We start from the raw sequence: 21,250 nt of genomic DNA, 5'->3' as shown, positions 1-21,250 counted from the left end.
CGCTCCCGGGATCGACGGCAGCCGCATTTATCGGCGCTATAATGGTTCGTTATATGAGTTCTCCTTGCACCAGCTCCCAGGTACCGTCGTGAATCCACACCTCGAAAAACTCCATCCCTACCCGTTCGAAAAGCTGCGCGAACTGTTCGCCGGCGTCACCCCGAACGCGGACCTCGCCCCGATCAGCCTCGGCATCGGCGAACCGAAGCACCCGACGCCCCCGTTCATCGAAAAAGCCCTGACCCATGCGGTGGCGGGCCTGTCGACCTACCCGAGCACCCTCGGCAGCGAGCCGCTGCGCGCGGCGATCGCCGGCTGGCTGGAGCGCCGCTACGGCGTGCCAAAGATCGATCCGGCCACCATGGTGCTGCCGGTGAACGGTTCGCGCGAAGCGCTGTTCGCGATCGCCCAGTGCGTGGTCGACGCCAGCGGCCCGGATGCCTTGGTGATGTGCCCGAACCCCTTCTACCAGATCTACGAAGGCGCGGCCCTGCTGTCCGGCGCCACGCCCTGGTTCGTGAACTCGGACCCGGCGCGCAACTTCGCCTGCGATTACGACAGCGTGCCGCAGGACGTGTGGGAACGCGTGCAGCTCTTGTATGTCTGCTCGCCGGGCAATCCGACCGGCGCCGTGCTCCGGCTCGACGACTGGCGCGCGCTGTTTGCCCTGGCCGACCGCCACGACTTCGTGATCGCGGCCGACGAATGCTATTCCGAGATCTACACCAGCACCATGCCGCCGCTGGGCGCGCTCGAAGCGGCGCACCAGCTGGGCAGGAGCACCGGCGCCCGCCCCTACCGCAACCTGGTCGTGTTTTCGAGCCTGTCGAAGCGCTCGAACGTGCCCGGCATGCGCTCGGGCTTCGTGGCCGGCGACCCGCAGGTGCTGAAAAAATTCCTGCTGTACCGCACCTACTCGGGCGGCGCCATGTCGCCCGCCGTGCAGGCGGCCTCGATCGCGGCCTGGGGCGACGAGACCCACGTGCACGACAACCGCATGCTGTACCGCGAAAAATTCACCCTGATTACGCCGCTGCTGCGCGAAGTGATGGATGTCGAGCTGCCCGACGCCGGCTTTTACTTGTGGGCCGACGTGCGCCGCACCGGCCTGTCGGACACCGACTTCGCACGGCGCCTGTACGCCGAATATAATGTGACGGTTTTACCCGGCTCCTACCTCGCGCGCGACGCCCACGGCACCAATCCGGGCCGCAACCGCATCCGCATGGCGCTGGTGGCGGGCGTCGACGAAGGGCTGGAAGCGGCCAATCGCATTGTCCAGTTCTGCCAGGCCCTGCGCACAGTTTCTTAAAAAAACCGAGATCATCATCATGACCCAACAGCTCCAGAACATCATCGACACCGCCTGGGAACAGCGCGCCGAGATCAGCCCTTCGAACGCCGCCGCCGAAGTGCGCGAGGCCGTCGCCCACGTGATCGCGGGCCTCGACGACGGCAGCCTGCGCGTGGCGCAGAAAACCGGCGCCGAGTGGCAGGTGAACCAGTGGATCAAGAAGGCCGTGCTGCTGTCGTTCCGGCTCGAGAACAACGTTCCCGTCGAAGGCGGCGGGCTGCAGTTCTACGACAAGGTGCCGACCAAGTTCGCCGGCTACACGCCTGAAGATTTCGCCAAAGGCGGTTTCCGCGTGGTGCCGCCGGCGGTTGCGCGGCGCGGCTCCTTCATCGGCAAGAACGTGGTCCTGATGCCGTCCTACGTCAACATCGGCGCCTACGTCGATGAAGGCACCATGGTCGACACCTGGGCCACGGTCGGCTCCTGCGCCCAGATCGGCAAGAACGTGCACCTGTCGGGCGGCGTCGGCATCGGCGGCGTGCTCGAACCGATGCAGGCCAATCCGACCATCATCGAAGACAACTGCTTCATCGGCGCGCGCTCGGAAATCGTCGAAGGCGTGATCGTGGAGGAAAACTCGGTGATTTCGATGGGCGTCTACATCGGCCAGTCGACCAAGATCTACAACCGCGAAACCGGCGAAGTCAGCTACGGCCGCGTGCCGGCCGGTTCGGTCGTCGTGTCGGGCAACCTGCCCTCGCCGGACGGCAAGTACAGCCTGTACTGCGCCGTGATCGTCAAGCAGGTCGACGCCAAGACGCGCGCGAAGACCGGCATCAACGAGCTGCTGCGCGGGATTTAAAGCGAATTCAGGCAGGCCCGGCGGTCCGGTTTCCGTAGGGTGGGCTCCGCCCACGCGGTATCGGTAGAACGATCAGGCGCACCATCAAAAGCACCACCTCGGGAGAATGACACAATGGCCATGGACCGCCTGTTCCAGCTCATGAAAGAAAAAAACGCGTCGGACATGTTCTTCGCGGTCAATTCTCCCGTCCACATCAAGATCAACGGGAACCTTATCCCGATCAACCAGCACAAGCTCGACCCCGACAACATCGCCTCGCTGCTGGCCGAAGTCACCACGCCGGAGCAACTCGAAGAACTCGAGCGCGAAAACGAGCTGAACATGGGCATCTCGGTGCCGAATCTCGGCCGCTTCCGCCTGTCGGCCTTCCGCCAGCGCGGCAGCATCTCGGCCGTGTTCCGCTTCGTGCCGGCGACGATTCCGCCCCTGGCCGACCTCGGCCTGCCGGCCGTGCTGTCGGAACTGGTGATGGAAAAGCGCGGCCTGCTGCTGGTTGTCGGCGCCACCGGTTCCGGCAAGTCGACCACCATCGCCTCGATGCTCGACTACCGCAACGAGCACCGGACCGGCCACATCCTGACCCTGGAAGACCCGATCGAATACCTGTTCAAGAACAAGAAATCGATCGTCAACCAGCGCGAGATCGGCAGCGACGCGCTCGACTTCCACCAGGCCCTGCGCAACTCGCTGCGCCAGGCGCCGGATGTGATCCTGATCGGCGAAATTCGCGACCAGGCCACGATGGGCGCGGCCCTGGCTTACGCCCAGTCCGGCCACCTGGTGGTCGCCACTCTGCACGCGAACAACAGCTACAACGCCCTGAACCGCATCATCGGCTTCTACCCGGTCGACAACCGCCCCGCCCTGCTCCAGGACCTGGCCTCGGCCACGCGCGCCATCATCTCGCAGCGCCTGGTGCGCGCCGCCGCCGGCGGCACCCGCGAACCGGCGGTCGAGATCCTGCTCAACACCCGCTACATCGCCGACCTGATCGAAAAGGGCGAGCTTTCCGGGATCAAGGAAGCGATGGACAAGAGCCTGTCCCCGGGCTGCCAGTCCTTCGAATACGCCCTGCTGCAGATGGTGCAGGCGGGCCTGGTGACGCAGGAAGAAGCGCTGGCGAATGCGGACTCGGCGACCAATCTGCTCTGGCTGCTCAATAACGGGCCGGCGCAGGGGGCCGAGGACAGCCAGAAGAAGCTGGAAGAGCCGGCGACGACGTTTACAGAGTTTACGCTCGATAGTTGAGCCGGTCCGCGTGGGCTCGGGGAGCCCACCCTACGGATGAGGCCGGGGGCTCGGGTGTCCTGTGCATCCTTGTGCTATCCTCCCCGCTTCCCGAACGAGCGCACCGATGCAAGAGCGTCTTGCCTCGCATTATCTACGCCCATGACAAAGACCCTCTACGGTATCCCCAACTGCGACACCGTCAAGAAAGCCCGCACCTGGCTAGCCGATAATGGCATCGATTTCGCCTTCCACGATTTCAAGAAACAGGGCCTGGACCGCGCCACCGCGGCGCGCTGGTTAGAAACGCTCGACTGGGAAACCCTGGTCAACCGCAAGGGCACGACCTGGCGCAACTTGCCCGAGGAGCGCAAGGCGGCAATTGTCGACAAGGCCACCGCCCTCGAGCTGATGCTGGAACACACCTCCGTCATCAAGCGCCCGGTGCTCGAAGGTGACGGCGCGCTGGCGGCCGGTTTCAGCCCGGACGCCTACCTGCGCCTGACGGGGGCCGCATGATCCAGAAGCACTCGCGCACCCAGGACTTGTCCGCCGAACTGATCGCGCTCGACTCGATCACGCCGAACGACAAGGGCTGCCAGCAGCGTCTGGTGGAACTGCTGGCGCCGCTGGGCTTCCACTGCGAGCGCATCGAATCGAAGGGCGTCACCAATCTGTGGGCGCGCAGGGGAACGCAGGCCCCGCTGTTCGTCTTCGCCGGCCATACCGACGTGGTGCCGACCGGGCCGGTGCAGCAGTGGACCTCCGATCCCTTCATTCCGACCGTGCGCGACGGCAAACTGTATGGCCGGGGCGCGGCCGACATGAAAACCTCGATCGCGGCAATGGTCGTCGCCTGCGAAGAATTTATCGCCGCCCACCCCGATCACAAGGGCTCGATCGCCTTTTTGATCACGAGCGACGAGGAAGGCCCGGCGACGGACGGTACGGCCATCGTCTGCGACCTGCTCGAGGAGCGCGGCGAGAAACTGGACTACTGCCTGGTCGGCGAACCGACCTCGAACCACATCCTGGGCGACACGATCAAGAACGGGCGCCGCGGTTCGCTCTCGGGCCATCTGGTCATCAAGGGCGTGCAGGGCCATATCGCCTATCCGCACCTGGCGCGTAACCCGATCCACCAGGCGGCGCCCGCGCTGGCCGAGCTGGCGGCCGAGGTCTGGGACGAGGGCAACGAATACTATGCGCCGACCAGCTGGCAGATGTCGAACATCCATGCCGGCACCGGCGCCAACAACGTCATTCCCGGCCAGCTGACGATCGAGTTCAACTTCCGCTTTTCCACTGCCAGCACAGCCGAGGGCCTGGAAGCGCGGGTGCATGCCATCCTCGACCACCACGGCCTCGACTACACGCTCGAATGGTGCCTGTCGGGCTTGCCCTTCCTGACGCCGAAGGGCGCGCTGTCGGAGGCGGTGTGCGCAGCGATCCAGCGCGAGACCGGTGTCGCGGCCGAGTTGTCGACCACGGGCGGGACCTCGGATGGGCGCTTCATCGCCCGCATCTGCCCTCAGGTGATAGAATTCGGCCCACCAAACGCCAGCATCCACAAGATCGACGAGCACGTCGAGCTGCGCTTCATCGACCCGCTCAAGAATATCTATCGCCGGACGCTGGCGAATTTGCTGACTTAAGTTTGCTCACTTAGCCTTCTGGCGCATTAACACGAACGCGAGGACCGCCATGACCACGACCACCTTCAGCACGCCACGCGACCTGCTGCGCTACGCCGTCACCCGCTTCAACGCCGCCAAGCTGTTCTTCGGCCATGGCAGCGCCGAGGCCTTCGACGAGGCGGCCTACCTGGTCCTGCACACCCTGAAACTGCCGCTCGACCGGCTCGAACCCTTCCTCGACGCGAAACTGCTGCCCGAAGAAGTGCTGCAAGTGCTGGCGGTGATCGAGCGCAGGACGAACGAACGGGTGCCGGCCGCCTACATCACCAACGAGGCATGGCTTGGCACCTATGCCTTCTATGTCGACGAGCGGGTGCTGGTGCCGCGTTCCTTCATTGCCGAGCTGATCCCGAATTATTTCAGCCCCTGGGTGCAGGATCCGTTCGCGGTCGAAAACGTGCTGGAATTGTGCACCGGTTCCGGCTGCCTGGCGATCATGCTGGCCGACGTGTTCCAGAACGCCGTCGTCGATGCGGTCGACATCTCGCAGGATGCGCTGGCCGTGGCCGAACGTAACATCCGCGAGTACAAGCTCGAAGGCCGCGTCAATCCGATCGCGTCCGACCTGTACCAGAACGTGCCCTTCAAGAAGTACGACCTGATCGTCACGAATCCGCCGTACGTCAACGCCGACTCGATGGGCAAGCTGCCGCCGGAATACCTGCGCGAGCCGCAGATCGCCCTGCACGGCGGCGAAGACGGCATGGACCTGGTGCGCAAGATCGTCGCCGGCGCCGCCGAACGTCTGACACCCGAAGGCATCCTCGTCGTCGAAATCGGCAACGAAGCCGAATACGCCGAAGCCGCCTTCGGCCACCTTGGCCTGACCTGGCTTACCACCAGCGCCGGCGACGAAGCAGTCTTCCTGCTCACCGCCGAGCAGCTCCAGAACCTGTAACACTTCAGACTTAGACTGTAGACACCAACGCATGATCCGTTTCCAAAACGTCAGCCTGATGCGCGGCACCAAGCCGCTGCTCGAACGCGCCGACCTGACCCTGAACCCGGGCGACAAGATCGGCCTGATCGGCGCCAATGGCGCCGGCAAATCGAGCCTGTTCGCCATGCTGCGCAACGAGCTGCACGCAGATGGCGGCGAAATCGATTTTCCCTCGAAGTGGCGCATGGCCTATGTAGCGCAGGAGACCCCTGCGCTCGACCGCGCCGCGCTCGAGTACGCGATCGACGGCGACGTCACCCTGCGCCGCCTCGAGGCCGAACTGGAAGTGCTGGAAGCAGCCGAGCATACCGACGAGAACGGCGTCGCGATGGGCGACGTCCATGGCGCGCTGATGGACGCCGACGCCTACACGGTGCAGTCGCGCGGCGAACAGCTGCTGCTGGGCCTGGGCTTTTCGCTCGACCAGATGCAGCAGCCGGTGTCGAGCTTCTCGGGCGGCTGGCGCATGCGCCTGAACCTGGCGCAGGCGCTGATGTGCCCCTCCGACCTGCTGCTGCTGGACGAGCCGACCAACCACCTGGACCTGGACGCGATCATCTGGCTGGAAGACTGGCTGAAGCGCTATCCGGGCACCCTGGTCATCATTTCCCACGACCGCGATTTTTTAGATGAGATCGTCAACGTGGTGGTGCACATCGACGAGCGCAAGCTCAAGCGCTATTCGGGCAACTACTCGTCCTTCGAGCGCCAGCGCGCCGCCGCCCTGGTGCTGGCTGCCAGCGCCCAGGAAAAGCAGGCGCGCACCCGCGCCCACCTCGAATCCTTCATCAACCGCTTCAAGGCGCAGGCCACCAAGGCGCGCCAGGCCCAGAGCCGCATGAAGGCGCTGGCCAAGATGGAAGAGCTGGCGCCGCTGCGCGCGGCCGCCGAATTCTCCTTCGAATTCCGCGAGCCGCTGGCCGCGCCCAATCCCCTGCTGGTGATGGAAGACGTCGACGCCGGCTATCCGATCCTCGACCACCACGGCGACAAGGTCGGCGCCAAGACCATCGTCAACCGCATCAACTTCTCGCTCCAGATCGGCCAGCGCATCGGCCTCCTTGGCGTGAACGGCGCCGGCAAATCGACGCTGATCAAGACCATCGCCGGCGAACTGGCGCCGCTCACCGGCGACGCCACGCTCGGCAAGGGCCTGTCGATCGGTTATTTTGCCCAGCACCAGGTCGAAATGCTGCGCCACGACGAGTCGCCGCTGTGGCACCTGGCGAAGATCGCGCCGACCGTGCGCGAACAGGAACTGCGCAACTTCCTCGGCAGCTTCAACTTCCCCGGCACCATGGTCACCAGTTCGATCGCACCCTTCTCGGGCGGCGAAAAGGCGCGCCTGGCACTGGCCCTGATCGTCTGGCAGCGTCCGAATTTGCTGCTGCTGGACGAGCCGACCAACCACCTGGACCTCGAAACGCGCGAAGCCCTGACCATGGCGCTGGCCCAGTTCGAGGGTACCCTGGTGGTCGTGTCGCACGATCGCCACCTGCTGCGCGCCACGACCGACCAGTTCATCATCGTCGCCGACGGCCGCCTCCAGCCTTTCGACGGCGACCTCGACGACTACAAGGACTGGCTGTTCAAGACCAAGCTGGGCAAGGGGACCGAGGTGTTGCCGGGCGCGGCGGCGGCCGCCAAGGCCGCGGCGGCCGCGCCAATGCCGGTGCCGGTAGCGGTGACGGCGGCCCCGGTCTCCACGAGCGAACGCAAGGAACAGAAAAAGCTCGACGCCGGCGAACGCCAGCGCGTCGCGGCGCTCAGGAAGCCCCTGGAAAACCGCCTGAAACGGGTGGACGAGCAGATGGCCAAGCTGAACGCGAAAAAGGCCGACATCGACGCCCGCCTGCTCGACCCCGGCGTGTACGACGCCGGCCGCAAGGACGAGTTGAAGACCCTGGTCGCGGACCAGGCCTTCTGCGTGCGCGACCTGGCGACGCTGGAGAACGAGTGGCTGGAGTTGCAGGAGCAGCTGGAGGGCCTGGCGGCGTAAGGGTTACGCCAACCCTTACGCCACCTGCCGCGTGCCCGTCCCTCGGTCGATCGACATCAGCCTGTCGATATCGACCAGGATCAGGCGCCGGCCCTTGGCCACGCCCAGGCCCAGCAGGTAGTCGATGGCGCCGCCGTCGGCGCCGGGAATCGGGGTGATCTGATCGGGACGCAGGCTGACCACGTCGGTGATGCCGTCCACCACCATCCCCATCACGCAGGTCGACAGTTTCAGGATGATCACGTCGGTCATCGGCGTGACCACCACCGGGTGGCCGCAGAAGGCGGCGCGCATGTCGACGATCGGCATGATGACGCCGCGCGACACGGCCACGCCTTCGACCAGTTCGCCGTCGGAGGCGAAACGCTCCAGCGATTTCAACACGCGCAGCTCCTGCACCTTGCCGAAATCGAGTCCGTATTCGAGACCGCCCAGTTGGAAGCTCAGGAAGTCCTGGCTGGCCGGGCGCAGTGCCGCAGTGTCCTTGTGCATGATGCTCCTTTCGGTAACAGCCACCATGCTAGGCCAGCGCGCACCCGCCTTCGTTGCGAGCAGTCAATATTTCCTTAGAACATTACCCCGGTCCTGCAATCGCACCGCTTTCCCAGCCATAGCTGCCGTGGGCGCCGCCATACAGCGGCGTGCCTTCGTTGCTGCGCAGGCGCCCTTTCAGCTCGCGTGGCGAGACCTGGTGCAAGGGCGGGCCGTCGGGGTCGAAAGCGAGCATGCGCACCTGGGTGTCGCCGGCCAGCTGGCCGAGCGTCACGCTGCTGCCGGCGGCACGCGCGGCCCGCTGGGCGCCGTAGCGCAGCAGCAGCGCCTGTCCTTCGGCCAGATCCGCCTCGGCGGTCTTGCGGGCGGCCGACACTTCGCCGATGCGCTGCAGCTCGGGACCGATTGCCTGCGCCATCTGGCGGAACTGCTGCGTCTGGACCGCGTTCAGCACCGTATCGCCGCTGCGCACGCGCGCCGCGACCTCGAGGTAGTTGCGTACCTCGCTCCTGGCGCACAGCTGCCCCAGTTCGCCCTTGTGCTGGGCGATGCTTGCCGCGAGCTGGGCCAGGCGCTCGCCCACCTGCCCGATGACGTCGTCGATCCGGCCGCAATCGGCGCATAGGACATACACCAGCATTTCGCTGTCGTGCCAGGTCGTGGCATGGTCGATGCTGACGCGCCGGCCGGCAAGCGCGCAGCCTTCGGCCTGGCCGATCGACACCTCGTTGCCGATGATGTCGCAATTGATGGCGTGCTCGATACGGATCCGGGTGCCGGAAACGACGCAGTTTTCGGCCCGGGCCAGCACCACCGCGCCATCGCAGGCCTGGACCACGGCGTTCGATGTGGTGCCGTCGATCCGGATATCGCCGTGCTTGTTGTGGGAGCTGCCGCCGATCAGGTTGGCGCGCAGGTGAACCAGGCCGCCGCGCGAGAGGATGTCGCCATGGACGTCGCCGTGCACGGTGATGCCCATGCCTTCGATGACGCGCTTTTCCTGGACCTCGCCGAACTCCTCGTAGTCGCCGGTCAGCTGCAGGTTGCCGGTGGTCCGGGCGCTGACGCCGTCGCGGCTGACGATCTTGTCGCCCACCGCAATCCGCCCGCTCTTGTCGACGTCGAGATAGCCGGTGCGCGCGGCGACCAGGTATTCGCCGCCGCCGGTGCGCTCGATGCTGGTGCCCTCGCCCGCATACGGAGCGAAATCGAGCTCGTTCGGTGCGGCGGGCGCGATGCGCAAACCGGACATCTCGAATCCCGCCTGGCCGACGCGCGGCGGCAGCTTTTGCAGCAGGCGCGTGCCCGCCTCGACCTGCGGGAAACGGTTCTGGAAGCTCATCAGGTCGAACTTGCCGTTGGCGAGCTCGCGCGGCGCGTCGCTGCGGTGGATGTCCTCCGACACCTCGACCACGGCGGCGTCGATGCCCGGCGCCGGCTCGAGGCGGCGCGCCACCACCATCCGCCCGACACCCGGATTGGCGACGCCGGCCTGCACGGCATCCATGTCGATCCCGAAACGGATGCCCTTGCCCCACAGGTCGGCCACGAATTCGTCGGCGTCGAGCTGGGCAGGAAGCTCGTTGTCCTCCTCGTCGGCGAGCCAGACCGGCTCGAAACAGTATTCGGCTTCGCCGTCGTCGATCCGCACCGAGCGGTAGAGGGTGCGGCGCGCCTCGTCGAAGGGCAGGATCTCGCGCGCCACGCGCACCAGGGGCTGGCCGTCGGGGCCGACAGGCAGCGCAGGGCCGCTGCCGTAGATGGCCTTGATCAGGACCGGATAGTCGACGCCGGCCAGGAAATGACCGGCGCTCAGGATGCTGTCGACCGCCGCCAGCACGGTCGTGCCCAGTACGGCAGGGTCGACATACACGCCGTCGGCGCGCTGCTCCAGGCAATGCTCGGGGCCGCCGCCATCGAAGCGCGCATCCGGCGCGCTTGCAGGGGGAGGCATGGCAGGAATGGCGGCGGGCGCCGCGGTTTCGGACACGTTCTTGCTCCAGAGTGTAGGCAGCACCCAGCGTAACATGTTGACGAAGATAAATAAATAATAGTCAACGACAACGCGCGGGCATTCGCGTCGGCCAAAGAAAAAGCCGGGACGCGCCCGGCTTGTGTGGATGCTGCGCCAGCGCTCAGCGGCGCTCGCGGCCCGGATAGATATCCATTCCGGCCTCGTTGACCTGGCGCCGCAGTTCGCGCCGCTCGTCCGGGGTCAGGCGCCCGCCGCGGCGGCCGCCGTCGCGCGCACCTTCCTGCTGCATTTGCTGGACGGCATGGCGGCGCTCTTCGCGTTGCTGCTCCGCCATGCGCTGATCATATCCCCGCTCGCGCTGCCCCTCGAGCTGCGGCGGCAGCGCCAGGCGCTCGCCACGCGCCGCCGGCGGAGGCTGGAGCTGGGCGTCGTCGCGGCGACCATGGTATTGTGCCTGGGCGGCGCCGATACCGGCGCAAGCCAGCAGGACGACCGCGACAGCACGGCGCGCCAGGCGGGCACGCAGGCAGCCTGAGGCCCCGGATGCTGCAGTGGTTTCGATGTGCGCGTTTGTCATGGTGTTCCTCTTCCGTGATGCCGGATAAACAGATAAGCTGTACTTCATTGGTCCCCAGTGTATGTGGAACGGTCCAGGGGTATAAGGCTAAATGGGTAAAGTTTGTAACACGATGTAATGCCTTACCGGTATTCGGAATGTTCTGCGCGCAGAGAAGTTACCATACCGACATGATTCTAACAACACAGAGCACATGAATACATCTTCCTCCTCGAATTCAGGCACAAACTTGGGTAATAACACAACAGTTCCAGGCGCGGGTCACAGCGCCAGGATCATGGTCGTCGACGACGACGTGCGCCTGCGCGACCTGCTGCGGCGCTACCTCACCGAGCAGGGCTTCCAGGTCGTCACGGCCGAAAGCGCGCCGGCGATGAACAAGCTGTGGCTGCGCGAGCGCTACGACCTGCTGGTGCTCGACCTGATGCTGCCGGGCGAAGACGGCCTCTCGATCTGCCGCCGCCTGCGCGGCGCCGGCGACCAGACCCCGATCATCATGCTGACCGCGAAAGGCGAAGACGTCGACCGCATCGTCGGCCTCGAGATGGGCGCCGACGACTACCTGCCGAAGCCCTTCAACCCGCGCGAACTCGTCGCCCGCATCGGCGCCGTCCTGCGCCGCAAGGGCCCGGACGAAATCCCGGGCGCGCCGTCGGAAACCCCGCAGACCTTCGAATTCGGCCAGTTCGTGCTCGACCTGGGCACGCGCACGCTGAAAAAGAACGGCGACACCGTACCGCTGACCACCGGCGAATTCTCCGTGTTGAAAGTGTTCGCGCGCCATGCGCGCCAGCCGCTGTCGCGCGAAAAGCTGATGGAACTGGCCCGTGGCCGCGAATACGAAGTCTTCGACCGTTCGCTCGACGTGCAGATTTCGCGCCTGCGCAAACTGATCGAACCCGACCCATCGAGCCCGCTCTACATCCAGACGGTCTGGGGCCTGGGCTATGTGTTCATTCCTGAAGGACAGCCGCGCTAGTGCTAGGGTCAAGCTCAATGCGGGGCCCGGGGCGCATGAACTGGATGCGCAGCGGCCTGTTCTGGCGCACCTTCTTCCTGTTGTCGCTCCTCACCGCGCTCTCGACCGGTTCGTGGATCGGCATGCTCAACGTGTTCCAGCGCGACCGGCAAGTCCAGCAGACGGCCTCGCTGGTGGTGTCGGTCGTCACGATCACCAAGGCCGCCCTCACGCACGCGGCTCCGGACCTGCGCATCGAGCTGCTGCTCGACCTGGTTTCGAACGAAGGCATCCGTGTCTACGCGCTGGAAGACAGCGACGCGGTCGACCCGCCGCCGGACAATCCCCTGATGCCCGAAATCGCCGCCGCCGTGCGCGAAAAACTCGGTCCGCAGACCCGCTTTTCCAGCCGTGTAAATGGCATGTCCGGCTTTTATATCAGCTTCAACATCGAGGACGACCAGTACTGGCTGATGCTCGAACGCGAACGCCTGGCGGGCCTGACACGCGTGCAGTGGCTGGGCTGGGCCGGCGTGGTCGGCCTGCTGTCGCTGCTCGGCGCGGCCTTTATCTCGAGCCTGATCAACCTGCCGCTGGCGCGCCTGACGGCCGCCGCACGCGTGATCGCCAAGGGCGAGCGCCCCGCTCCCCTGCCCGAAAAAGGCTCGCAGGAGATCATCGAGGCGAACCGCAGTTTCAACCAGATGGTCGACGACCTGGCGCAGGTGGAAAAGGACCGCGCCGTGATCCTGGCCGGCATCTCGCACGATCTGCGCACGCCGCTGGCGCGCATGCAGCTCGAACTCGAGATGGCCAAACTGTCCGACGATGCGCGCGAGGGCATGCAGTCCGACATCGCCCAGATGGACGCGATCATCGGCCAGTTCCTGGACTACGCAAAACCGACCGAAGCGGCCACCTTCGTCCCGGTCGACGTGTCAAGCCTGCTGCAGGATTGCGCCATGCACGCGATGCGCCTGCCGAACGTGCGCGTGACCTACGACCTCGACGAGGACGTGCTGGTCTCGGGTAACGAGACCGACCTGCGCCGCGTGATCAACAACGTCGTCGAGAACGCGCGCCGCTATGCGCGCAAACCTGGTTCGGACATCGTCGAGATCGATTTCTCCTGCCACGTGCGCAGCATGCCGCAGGGCCGGCGCGCGGTGGTGGAGATCGCCGACCGCGGCCCGGGCGTGCCGGAAGACCAGATCAACCAGCTCCTGAAACCCTTCACGCGCCTGGACACGGCGCGCGGCCAGGCCAACGGCGCCGGCCTGGGCCTGGCGATCGTCGAGCGCGTGGTCAGCCGCCACAATGCCGAGCTGGTCGTGCGCAACCGCGAAGGCGGCGGCTTGCTGGTGCAGCTGGCGATACCGCTGGCGCCATAAACTTCTTTTTTCCTTCTTCCGATGAACGATACCGCCACCCTGCAGTACATTGACGTCGAACAAGCAGCTGCGCGCATCCTCGGCGCCGCCCACCGCACGCCGACCCTGACGTCCAGCACCGCCAACGCAGCCACCGGCGCCGAGCTGTTCTTCAAGTGCGAGAACTACCAGCGCATGGGCGCCTTCAAGTTCCGCGGCGCTTTCAACGCCATTGCCCGCTTCACCGAAGCCCAGCGCGCCGCAGGCGTGCTGACTTTCTCGTCCGGCAACCATGCCCAGGCCATCGCGCTGTCGGCGCGCCTGGCGGGCATCCGCGCCACCATCATCATGCCGCAGGACGCCCCCGCCCTGAAGGTAGCGGCAACCATCGAATACGGCGGCGAAGTGATCTTCTACGACCGCTACACCGAGAACCGCGAAGAGATCGCCGCGCGCCTGGCAACGGAGCGCGGCATGACCCTGATTCCCCCTTACGACCACCCGGACGTCATCTGCGGCCAGGGCACGGCGGCGATGGAATTGTTCCAGGACGTGGGCCCGCTCGACCTGCTGCTGGTGCCGCTCGGCGGCGGCGGCCTGCTGGCCGGGAGCGCCCTGGCCGCGAGCGGCGTGTCGCCCGCTTGCCAGGTGATCGGCGTCGAACCGGAAGCGGGCGACGACGGCCGCCAGTCGCTGCGCAAGGGCGAGATCGTCCACATCGGCGTGCCGAAAACGATTGCCGACGGCGCCATGGTCACCCATGTCGGCCAGCATAATTTCGAGGTCATCCGGCGCCGCGTCGACGACATCGTCACCGTCAGCGATGCCCAGCTGGTGGAGACGATGAAGTTCTTCGCCGAGCGCATGAAGATGGTGGTCGAGCCGACCGGCTGCCTGGGCGCCGCCGCGGCCCTGCACGGCGCCTGGCCGGTCGCCGGCAAGCGCGTCGGCATCGTGATCAGCGGTGGCAATGTCGACCTGTCGCGCTTCGCGGCGCTGGTGGCGTGATGGAGTTCATCCAGTCGAACGAACTGCCGGCCCCGGCCGGGCATTACTCGCAGGCAGTGGCAAGCGGTTCGCTGGTGTTCCTGTCCGGGATCCTGCCGGCGCAAGCGAGCCTGGAAGCTGGCGCCGGCGCGGACGCCAACTTCGAGGCGCAATGCGCGTCGGTCTTCGAGCAGTGCGAACAAGTCTTGCGCGCGGCAGGCTGCGGCTTTTCCGACGTGGTGCAGTGCACGGCCTATATCGCCGGCGTCGAGCACTGGCCGGCCTTCAACGGCGTGTATGCCGGCGTCTTCGGCAGCCACAAGCCGGCGCGCGCCGTCGTGCCGGTGCCGGGCTTGCACCACGGTTTCCTGGTCGAGGTGCAACTGGTGGCGGAACGGGCTGCAGAACGGCCCGGTTGAGCTAACTCGTCCGTGGTATTTTTAATAATACTTGTTGTTCGTGTGGCACCGAACAGAGTGAGGCGGCCTCGGGCGGGAGAATGGCTCCATTGAATTGATGGAGCTGACCATGAAGCGCCTCGCCTCCCGACTGAGCCTGATGTTGGCAGCCCTTGCCGTGATGCCCGCCGCACTGGCGGGTTCTGAAATCTTGAAATGCGTCGACAGCAGCGGCCACGTGACGCTGACCGACCGCCCCTGCGCCGACGGCGCCCAGGTGACGCGGCTGGCGGCCAGCACCACGCCTGAGGCCGATGCGCAAGAAGTGTCCAGCCCTGCATCAGGCACCGCGGTTCAGCCCCAGCCAGCAAGCGTGCAGCGCTACGCGCCGCCGCAGGCCATGCAGCGTTACCAGGAATGGCGTCCGCGCGTGGCGAACCGTGCCCGGCCACTGGCCGCCGACGTCGCCACGCTCAAGGCCGCGCGCGCCAACTTGCTGCTGAGCGATGGGTATCGCCAGCCACGGACGCGACTGGCATTCAAATAAAAGCCGTGGCGCCGGCCTAGTGCAGGCGCACCATCCCGCGCAAATCGAGCGCCGCGCCATTGCCGAGGTTCGGCAGCAGCTCGAGCAGCGTCGGGTCCTGGATGAAGCTGGCCGACGATGCCGCCGTCAGCATGCGCTCCGGCGGCAGCGAACGCGACACCGCCCAGCCCTGCACATAATCGACGCCGATCTCGGCCAAGGTCTGCACGGTGGCGGCATCTTCGGCCCATTCGGCGATCGTCTTCATGCCCAGGTTCACCGCCAGGCTGACGATGGCCTCGACGATCGCCACATTCGCCGGATGCGCATTGATGTTGACGATGAAGTTGCCGTCGATCTTGAGCACGTCAGCCGGCAATTCCTTCAAATACGAGAACGAGGTATAGCCGGCGCCGAAATCGTCGAGCGCCACTTTCACGCCGAAATTGCGGACCTGGTCGATGAAACGGCGCGTGTTGTCGAGGTCGTGCAGGGCGACGCTCTCCGTGATTTCCATGCACAGGCGGCTGGTCACGTGCACGTGGCGCCCCAAAATCTCGAGCGTGTCGGCGACAAAACGCTCGTCGTTGAGCGAGGCGCCCGACAGGTTCATGCACACGAAGCGGGTGTTCGGCAGGCGCGTGATGTTCTCCGCGATCCAGCCCAGGGTCGTGGAGAGCACCCAGCGGTCGATCACCCCTGCCCGCCCGCTCTTCTCGGCCGCGCCGATCAGTGGGCCGGCCGGCATGATGCGCCCGTCCGGGCCTCGCATGCGCAGCAGCACCTCGAAGTTGAGCGACTCGTGCGGGGTCTTCAGCGACATGATCGGCTGCATTTCGATGAACAGCCCGTCGGTGGCGTTCGGCCCCTGCAGCTTGGCCACCAGGTTCAGTTCGGCTTCGCGCTCGTGGAAGGCCGAGGCGTTGCGCTCGTAGATCACCAGGCCGTCGCTCGACTCCTTGGCTTCGCGGCAGGCGCGGTCCGCGGTCGAGATGACGTCGCGCATCGGCATGCCGGCCGAGACTTCGATCAGGCCGACCGAGCCGCGCACATGGAAGGCCTTGTCGCCGACACGGTAGGCGACGCCGCCGATGCGCTCGACGATGCCGCGGCAGATCAGCGAGGCCAGCGGCACCGAGGTGTCCGGCATCACGATGACGAATTCGTCGCCGCCGACGCGGCCCAGCTGCTGGCCGCTGGTGAGCGTCAGGGAAATGCGTTCGCAGACCTGCTTGAGCACCTCGTCGCCGGCGGCGTGGCCGAACAGGTCGTTGATCAGTTTGAACCGGTCGAGGTCGATATACGCCAGCGCCATCGGCTTGCCCATCGCCAGCGACACGGCTGCCTCCTCGAACCTCTTTTCGATGCCGCGCCGGTTGTAGACCTTGGTCAGCGGGTCGTTGTCTGCCATGAAGCGCAGCTGCTCGTTGGCTTTGCACTTCTCCGTGATGTCCTGCAGCACGCCTTCAATGCGTCCACGCGCCAGGGTTGCGCTGACCAGGAAGCGCCGGGTGCCGTCGCGATTCGCGATTTCAAGTTCGGCGTCGCAACGGCCGTGCACCTGCTCATGCAGTTCGGCCCAGACGGTTTCGCTGAAGAAGTCGCGCCAGGCAGTGCGGCCGGGGGTAAAGCTGGCTGCCCCGAGCATCTTGCGCAGTGAGGGATTGGCGCTCTCGAAGTAGCCGAACATGTCCAGCGTGAACAGGCCGACCGGCATCGCCTCATAGGCATGCTCGAGCTTGCGCTGGGCTTCCTCGCGCTTTTCGGTCTCGGCGCGCATCTGCTCGGCGACCGCGAGCGCGGCCAGCAGGCTCGACGCGAGCGCCGCCGTCACGCTGTTGATGAAACCGACCACTTCGCGCATGCCGAGTGCCGCCGAAACGATCTCGACCAGCGTCGCGACGACGGTCAGCGCGAAGGACGCGGCGAACCAGGCGGCGACGCGGTTGCGCGATTCGACCACCACCTTGAACAGGCCGACCGTCATGACGGGCAGGCAGAGCGCGCAGATGACCCACACGATGGGCAGGTAGATGTGATACGGCAGCAGCACCGCGGCGGCGGCCGGCACGCACAGCCATTGCATGACCCGCATCGGCGCGGCGTAACGCAAGCCCTCGAGGCTGTCGCGCAACAGATTCTGGTACAGGATCAGGGTGACGATGCCGAACAGGGTGAAGGTCACCGACCGCGAGAGCAGCAGCCAGTCGGCGGGAACCGTCTGTCCCAGCCACTGGGTGTCCCAGCCGGCCGACAGCGCAGCGACGCGCAGGTTCAGGATCAGCCAGCCTGCGAACAGCACGTACAGCGGCTGGCGATTGATCAGGGCGGTCAGCAGGACGAACAGCGCCAGGACGATCATGCCGCCGTCGAGCAGGCCGGATTTGCGATGATGGTGTTCGACCGACAAGGCATACTGCTGCGAAGGCCATTGCTGCACGCTCATGCGCGCCGGGCCGGCGAAGGTCCCGCTGCACAGCAGCTGCGCCGGCATGCGGTCCGGGCGCAACGCGAAGCCGGCCTTGGAGGCTTGCAGCGCACCGGTGGCATTGCTGCGGCTGGCCTCTCCCAGCGGACGCAGGCTGGCCGCGTCCCAGCAGCGCATCGCCAGTGCGTGGCGCGATGGGAATTCAATCACGTCCTGCGGGGATGAGGCGGCCTTCGGCGCGAAGCTGAACCAGATGAGATGGGTGTCGAGGCTGGTGTCATAGCTGGGGACGACCGGTTGCGTAGCCAGTCGCGCCAGCGCATCGGCCGGATCGGGCGATGCGCCCGGGCCGCTTTCCGTATCCACGAGGACGCGCAAGGACAGCGCCACCGGCTCGCTCACCTTGTAATGATTGTGCCAGAACAACAACGCGACAATCGAGAAAAGGCCGATGCCGATCGGCACCAGGTAATAAGCGAACACCCGCAGCACGCGTTCGAGGGCCAGGTTGGCCGTCGACGACAGAAAACGATGCTGGTGAACGGGAGTATTTGGCATAAGCGTTATCAAGCAAACCACAAAGGCCGCGATTCACAATCGCGGCCTGATCAGGCGCAAGGATACAGCTTTACCGTGATGCCGTCATGCAATATCTATTCAGGCAAGGGCAAGTTCGCGCACAGGGACCGCGGCGGCGCCCGCCGGTGCACGCCGGACGACGCGCGGCGCCTGGATATACGGCTCCGACTTTGGTCCGACCTGGATGTCCGGATGGTGGGTGTGGCGGAAGAACTTGAGCAGCGGATGGGCTGCTGCGGTCCAGCGCGCTTCGCCGGTAGCGATCTCGAAGGCCATGATGCGGTGCGGAATGTCGCCGATGTGGCGCATCGGCAGCATTTCCTTTTCGCCGAACACATCGACGAACATCAGCTGTTCATACTGGCGGTCGACCGGGGCGCGGCCCGAGAGAACGGCATAGTCGAAGCCATGGTTCTCGAAGTACTCGAAAAATGCCTTGACCAGCGCAACCTTGACCACGTGGCCGATCCGACCCTGGCTGACGCCGAGCCGCTCGACTTCGCCCAGCCGGCGTCCCTGCAGCCACTGCGGCAGGATGACCGATTCTTCGATGTGCAGCGGGTGGTTGATGTTCGTGCGGATGCGGGCCGTACCCAGTGGCGTGCCGTCGAGCTTCGATTCGGCCAGCAGGACGATGGTATCGCTCTCGTAGTCGGCGGCTTCCGGCAGGGCCAGCGAGCGGGCAAATTCAGGAATATGGCGTGCATACGCATCGTAACGGACTTGCACAGCCTTGCGCAGGTCGTCCTCGCTCTCGACGCGGCGGATGGTGAAGGGCAGGCGCTCGATTGCCTTTTGCGTGCCATGGACAGCGCCTGAGCTACTCATTGGCGCGGCAGTTCCCTGGGTGACGACGTTTGCTTGGCACAGCTCCATGACCGGTTACTCCTGAAATTGTTAATTACGGAAAGATGTTTCCTGATAATTATCAATCTTTGGAGAAATTCTTATTCGAAGATCAAGAGGGTTATTCCCCCTCTAATTACAATTTGACATGAACACTGTAAAGCAATACAAGTTTATTTTGCTCAATCCTCAGAGAGGCCTGGCGGTGCCGGAAACGCGGATCGATCCGCCCTTGTCAGGACCGATGGCGGCATGCAGGCGCGAGCGCATGCCCATGTCCTCACCCTGGATGACATCGATCGCACCGCCGTGCGGCCAGCCCAGGTCGCGCAGGTAGCCGGCCAGCGCCGCCGTCCCGGCGCCGGTGGCCGGATCTTCATAGACGCCGCCGGCAGCGAAGGGATTGCGCGTATGGAACAGGGTGTCGCTTTCGGCCCAGGCCAGCACCACCGTCACGATCCCGAGCGCACGCATGAAGGCGCGCCCGGCGCCCAGTTCGTAGTGCATCTCCTGCAGCAGCGCCCGGCTGCGCAGGGCCAGCACCAGGTGCGGCGCACCGCCGTGGGCCAGCGCCGGCGGGATGCGCGGGTCGAGATCCTTGTCGCGGTAGCCGAACAGCGCCAGGGCATCTTCCAGCGCAGGCGCCGGGACCACGCCGCTGTGCGTGGGGGGCGACTGCAGCGCGGCGGAAAACAGCGGCCTGCCATCCGCGCCCGCCGTGCGCTGTCCCTCGACCGTGATGCAGGCGTCGTTCAGCGCCAGCTGATAGGTGCCGTCGCCATGGATGGCCGCCAGCGCGGCGCCGAGCGCGATGGTGGCATGGCCGCAGAACGGCACCTCGGACTCCGGCGAAAAATAGCGTACCCGCCAGCCATCGCCGCGCGGCGCGGCAAAGGCGGTCTCGGAATAGCCGACCTCAAGCGCCACGCGCTGCATCGCGTCCTCTTGCGGCAGCGTCGCGCCGATCCAGACACCGGCCGGGTTACCCCCTTGCAGCCCATCCGAAAAGGCGGCGATGCGCTTGACCTCGTGCAAATTCACGGCTGCACCATGTCGGTCATGCAGCGGAAAAGTGTTTCCATGTGGAAATGAAAAGCTTGGTTTGACGACATCGGTCGGACTCGAATCATGTTGTTATCGAATAAAGCTCAGGGATAGTGCACCGGCCTGCCCTGTTGCTCGGGCAGGGGAATGAATTCGGTTTCGCCCGGCACCTGGGGAAAGGCGCCGGCCTGCCAGTCGCGGCGTGCCTGCTCGATCCGCTCTTCGGAACTGGCAACGAAATTCCACGACAGGTAGCGCGGGCCGTCCATCGGTTCCCCGCCCAGCAGCATGACCCGCGTTTCGCCGGGCCCCGGCGCGGCCAGCACCAGTTCGGCGCCGGGTTTCAGGACGACCAGCTGACCCGCTTCGAACACGCCATCGGGCCCGAGGTCGAGGCGGCCGGCGACGATGTACAGCGCCTGCTCCGGGTATTCCGGCGGCATGGCGATACGCGCGCCAGGGGCGAGGCGCAGATCGACGTAGAACATGCTTGACAGCGTGGCGACCGGCGAACGCTTGCCCCAGAAACTGCCGGCAACGATCCGCGCGCTCACACCCTCGCCTTCGATGAGCGGCAGCGCGCCGGCCTCGAGATGGGCGAATGCGGGATCGGTTTCCTCATGGCGGCTCGGCAGCGCCACCCAGCACTGCAGGCCGAACAGGTTCGACGCGCCCTGGCGCAAGACGCTGTCGGTGCGTTCGGAGTGGACGATGCCCTTGCCTGCCGTCATCCAGTTGACTTCGCCGGGCCGGATCGCCTGCACGCTGCCCAGGCTGTCGCGATGCAGGATCTCGCCGTCGAACAGGTAAGTGACGGTGGCCAGGCAGACGTGCGGATGGGGCCGCACGTCGAGCCCCTGCCCGGGCTGGAACAGGTGCGGGCCCATCTGGTCGAGAAAGACGAAGGGGCCCACCATGCGGCGCTGGCGGCTGGGCAGCGCGCGCCTGACCTTGAAGCCGTCGCCCAGGTCGTGCGTCGGCGGCACGATTACGATGTCGAGTGCACTGAAGCCTTCAGGTTCCACGCTGTTCTCCTCCGGTTGCCGCT

The 21,250-nt window shown here is 65.7% G+C and carries 19 protein-coding genes; 12 read left to right on the top strand and 7 right to left on the bottom strand.

Annotated features, from left to right (window positions below):
- Nucleotides 1-88 precede the first annotated feature (88 nt).
- The 7 genes from dapC (at nucleotide 89) to AC56KZ_RS17175 (ending at nucleotide 8,022) form a co-directional block, all read left to right on the top strand.
- Entirely contained in the window at nucleotides 89-1,312 is a 1,224-nt protein-coding gene (gene dapC / locus AC56KZ_RS17205; protein WP_497163403.1) for a succinyldiaminopimelate transaminase, read from the top strand.
- A gap of 19 nt (nucleotides 1,313-1,331) precedes the next feature.
- Nucleotides 1,332-2,156 (top strand): 2,3,4,5-tetrahydropyridine-2,6-dicarboxylate N-succinyltransferase, encoded by an 825-nt coding sequence (dapD, locus tag AC56KZ_RS17200; RefSeq protein WP_497163402.1) that lies wholly within the window; start codon nucleotides 1,332-1,334, stop codon nucleotides 2,154-2,156.
- Between the two features lie 114 nt (nucleotides 2,157-2,270).
- Nucleotides 2,271-3,407 carry a PilT/PilU family type 4a pilus ATPase gene (locus AC56KZ_RS17195; protein ID WP_497163401.1) on the top strand — a complete coding sequence of 379 codons (1,137 nt, stop codon included), beginning with the start codon at nucleotides 2,271-2,273 and terminating at the stop codon, nucleotides 3,405-3,407.
- A gap of 141 nt (nucleotides 3,408-3,548) precedes the next feature.
- On the top strand, nucleotides 3,549-3,905 hold the full coding sequence (locus AC56KZ_RS17190) for an ArsC family reductase (protein WP_497163400.1): 357 nt from the start codon (nucleotides 3,549-3,551) through the stop codon (nucleotides 3,903-3,905).
- Nucleotides 3,902-5,041: a succinyl-diaminopimelate desuccinylase gene (dapE, locus tag AC56KZ_RS17185; RefSeq protein WP_497163399.1), complete on the top strand. Its 1,140-nt coding sequence runs from the start codon at nucleotides 3,902-3,904 to the stop codon at nucleotides 5,039-5,041. The genes AC56KZ_RS17190 and dapE overlap by 4 nt, the downstream gene beginning before the upstream one ends.
- Before the next feature lie 49 nt (nucleotides 5,042-5,090).
- Nucleotides 5,091-5,981, top strand: coding sequence for a 50S ribosomal protein L3 N(5)-glutamine methyltransferase (gene prmB / locus AC56KZ_RS17180; RefSeq protein ID WP_497163398.1), 891 nt, complete (start codon nucleotides 5,091-5,093; stop codon nucleotides 5,979-5,981).
- A 31-nt stretch (nucleotides 5,982-6,012) separates the two neighbouring features.
- Nucleotides 6,013-8,022 (top strand): ATP-binding cassette domain-containing protein, encoded by a 2,010-nt coding sequence (locus AC56KZ_RS17175; RefSeq protein ID WP_497163397.1) that lies wholly within the window; start codon nucleotides 6,013-6,015, stop codon nucleotides 8,020-8,022.
- Between the two features lie 15 nt (nucleotides 8,023-8,037).
- Here the strand turns inward: AC56KZ_RS17175 and AC56KZ_RS17170 are convergent, their stop codons facing one another.
- From AC56KZ_RS17170 to AC56KZ_RS17160, 3 genes are all read right to left on the bottom strand, one after another.
- Complete coding sequence (locus AC56KZ_RS17170; RefSeq protein ID WP_497163396.1) at nucleotides 8,038-8,514, bottom strand: chemotaxis protein CheW; 477 nt, start codon at nucleotides 8,512-8,514, stop codon at nucleotides 8,038-8,040.
- 82 nt (nucleotides 8,515-8,596) lie between these two features.
- Nucleotides 8,597-10,504, bottom strand: a complete 1,908-nt coding sequence (locus AC56KZ_RS17165) for a flagellar assembly protein A (protein WP_497163395.1) — start codon at nucleotides 10,502-10,504, stop codon at nucleotides 8,597-8,599.
- Nucleotides 10,505-10,649: 145 nt separating this feature from the next.
- Nucleotides 10,650-11,066, bottom strand: a complete 417-nt coding sequence (locus AC56KZ_RS17160) for a hypothetical protein (RefSeq protein WP_497163394.1) — start codon at nucleotides 11,064-11,066, stop codon at nucleotides 10,650-10,652.
- A 277-nt stretch (nucleotides 11,067-11,343) separates the two neighbouring features.
- Between AC56KZ_RS17160 and ompR the strand changes: the two genes are divergently transcribed.
- From ompR to AC56KZ_RS17135, 5 genes are all read left to right on the top strand, one after another.
- Complete coding sequence (ompR, locus tag AC56KZ_RS17155; protein ID WP_497163413.1) at nucleotides 11,344-12,045, top strand: osmolarity response regulator transcription factor OmpR; 702 nt, start codon at nucleotides 11,344-11,346, stop codon at nucleotides 12,043-12,045.
- Nucleotides 12,046-12,080: 35 nt separating this feature from the next.
- Nucleotides 12,081-13,415 (top strand): sensor histidine kinase family protein, encoded by a 1,335-nt coding sequence (locus AC56KZ_RS17150; RefSeq protein ID WP_497163393.1) that lies wholly within the window; start codon nucleotides 12,081-12,083, stop codon nucleotides 13,413-13,415.
- Between the two features lie 21 nt (nucleotides 13,416-13,436).
- Nucleotides 13,437-14,402, top strand: a complete 966-nt coding sequence (locus tag AC56KZ_RS17145; RefSeq protein ID WP_497163392.1) for a threo-3-hydroxy-L-aspartate ammonia-lyase — start codon at nucleotides 13,437-13,439, stop codon at nucleotides 14,400-14,402.
- Nucleotides 14,402-14,800, top strand: a complete 399-nt coding sequence (locus tag AC56KZ_RS17140) for a RidA family protein (protein WP_497163391.1) — start codon at nucleotides 14,402-14,404, stop codon at nucleotides 14,798-14,800. The genes AC56KZ_RS17145 and AC56KZ_RS17140 overlap by 1 nt, the downstream gene beginning before the upstream one ends.
- 109 nt (nucleotides 14,801-14,909) lie before the next feature.
- Entirely contained in the window at nucleotides 14,910-15,326 is a 417-nt protein-coding gene (locus tag AC56KZ_RS17135; RefSeq protein WP_497163390.1) for a DUF4124 domain-containing protein, read from the top strand.
- Between the two features lie 16 nt (nucleotides 15,327-15,342).
- Here AC56KZ_RS17135 and AC56KZ_RS17130 read toward each other — a convergent pair whose 3' ends face one another.
- From AC56KZ_RS17130 to AC56KZ_RS17115, 4 genes are all read right to left on the bottom strand, one after another.
- Nucleotides 15,343-18,291, bottom strand: a complete 2,949-nt coding sequence (locus AC56KZ_RS17130; protein ID WP_497163389.1) for a putative bifunctional diguanylate cyclase/phosphodiesterase — start codon at nucleotides 18,289-18,291, stop codon at nucleotides 15,343-15,345.
- Nucleotides 18,292-18,390: 99 nt separating this feature from the next.
- Nucleotides 18,391-19,140, bottom strand: coding sequence for an N-acyl amino acid synthase FeeM domain-containing protein (locus AC56KZ_RS17125; RefSeq protein WP_497163388.1), 750 nt, complete (start codon nucleotides 19,138-19,140; stop codon nucleotides 18,391-18,393).
- A gap of 207 nt (nucleotides 19,141-19,347) precedes the next feature.
- Nucleotides 19,348-20,199, bottom strand: a complete 852-nt coding sequence (locus tag AC56KZ_RS17120; protein WP_497163387.1) for a PhzF family phenazine biosynthesis protein — start codon at nucleotides 20,197-20,199, stop codon at nucleotides 19,348-19,350.
- A gap of 107 nt (nucleotides 20,200-20,306) precedes the next feature.
- Complete coding sequence (locus AC56KZ_RS17115; protein ID WP_497163386.1) at nucleotides 20,307-21,227, bottom strand: pirin family protein; 921 nt, start codon at nucleotides 21,225-21,227, stop codon at nucleotides 20,307-20,309.
- Nucleotides 21,228-21,250: the final 23 nt, after the last annotated feature.

The sequence above is a fragment of the Telluria sp. LT2P34 genome (assembly GCF_059685915.1).
This window is presented reverse-complemented; position numbering and strand designations above follow the sequence as displayed.

Bases quoted from the DNA above. Each gene is read 5' to 3' on its own strand.
- AC56KZ_RS17140 (WP_497163391.1), top strand. From the start codon at position 14,402: ATGGAGTTCATCCAGTCGAACGAACTGCCGGCCCCGGCCGGGCATTAC.
- AC56KZ_RS17160 (WP_497163394.1), bottom strand. From the start codon at position 11,066: ATGACAAACGCGCACATCGAAACCACTGCAGCATCCGGGGCCTCAGGC.
- prmB (WP_497163398.1), top strand. From the start codon at position 5,091: ATGACCACGACCACCTTCAGCACGCCACGCGACCTGCTGCGCTACGCC.
- AC56KZ_RS17125 (WP_497163388.1), bottom strand. From the start codon at position 19,140: ATGAGTAGCTCAGGCGCTGTCCATGGCACGCAAAAGGCAATCGAGCGC.
- AC56KZ_RS17130 (WP_497163389.1), bottom strand. From the start codon at position 18,291: ATGCCAAATACTCCCGTTCACCAGCATCGTTTTCTGTCGTCGACGGCC.
- dapD (WP_497163402.1), top strand. From the start codon at position 1,332: ATGACCCAACAGCTCCAGAACATCATCGACACCGCCTGGGAACAGCGC.
- AC56KZ_RS17195 (WP_497163401.1), top strand. From the start codon at position 2,271: ATGGCCATGGACCGCCTGTTCCAGCTCATGAAAGAAAAAAACGCGTCG.
- AC56KZ_RS17145 (WP_497163392.1), top strand. From the start codon at position 13,437: ATGAACGATACCGCCACCCTGCAGTACATTGACGTCGAACAAGCAGCT.
- AC56KZ_RS17175 (WP_497163397.1), top strand. From the start codon at position 6,013: ATGATCCGTTTCCAAAACGTCAGCCTGATGCGCGGCACCAAGCCGCTG.
- AC56KZ_RS17190 (WP_497163400.1), top strand. From the start codon at position 3,549: ATGACAAAGACCCTCTACGGTATCCCCAACTGCGACACCGTCAAGAAA.
- AC56KZ_RS17150 (WP_497163393.1), top strand. From the start codon at position 12,081: ATGAACTGGATGCGCAGCGGCCTGTTCTGGCGCACCTTCTTCCTGTTG.
- AC56KZ_RS17135 (WP_497163390.1), top strand. From the start codon at position 14,910: ATGAAGCGCCTCGCCTCCCGACTGAGCCTGATGTTGGCAGCCCTTGCC.
- ompR (WP_497163413.1), top strand. From the start codon at position 11,344: ATGGTCGTCGACGACGACGTGCGCCTGCGCGACCTGCTGCGGCGCTAC.
- dapE (WP_497163399.1), top strand. From the start codon at position 3,902: ATGATCCAGAAGCACTCGCGCACCCAGGACTTGTCCGCCGAACTGATC.
- AC56KZ_RS17170 (WP_497163396.1), bottom strand. From the start codon at position 8,514: ATGCACAAGGACACTGCGGCACTGCGCCCGGCCAGCCAGGACTTCCTG.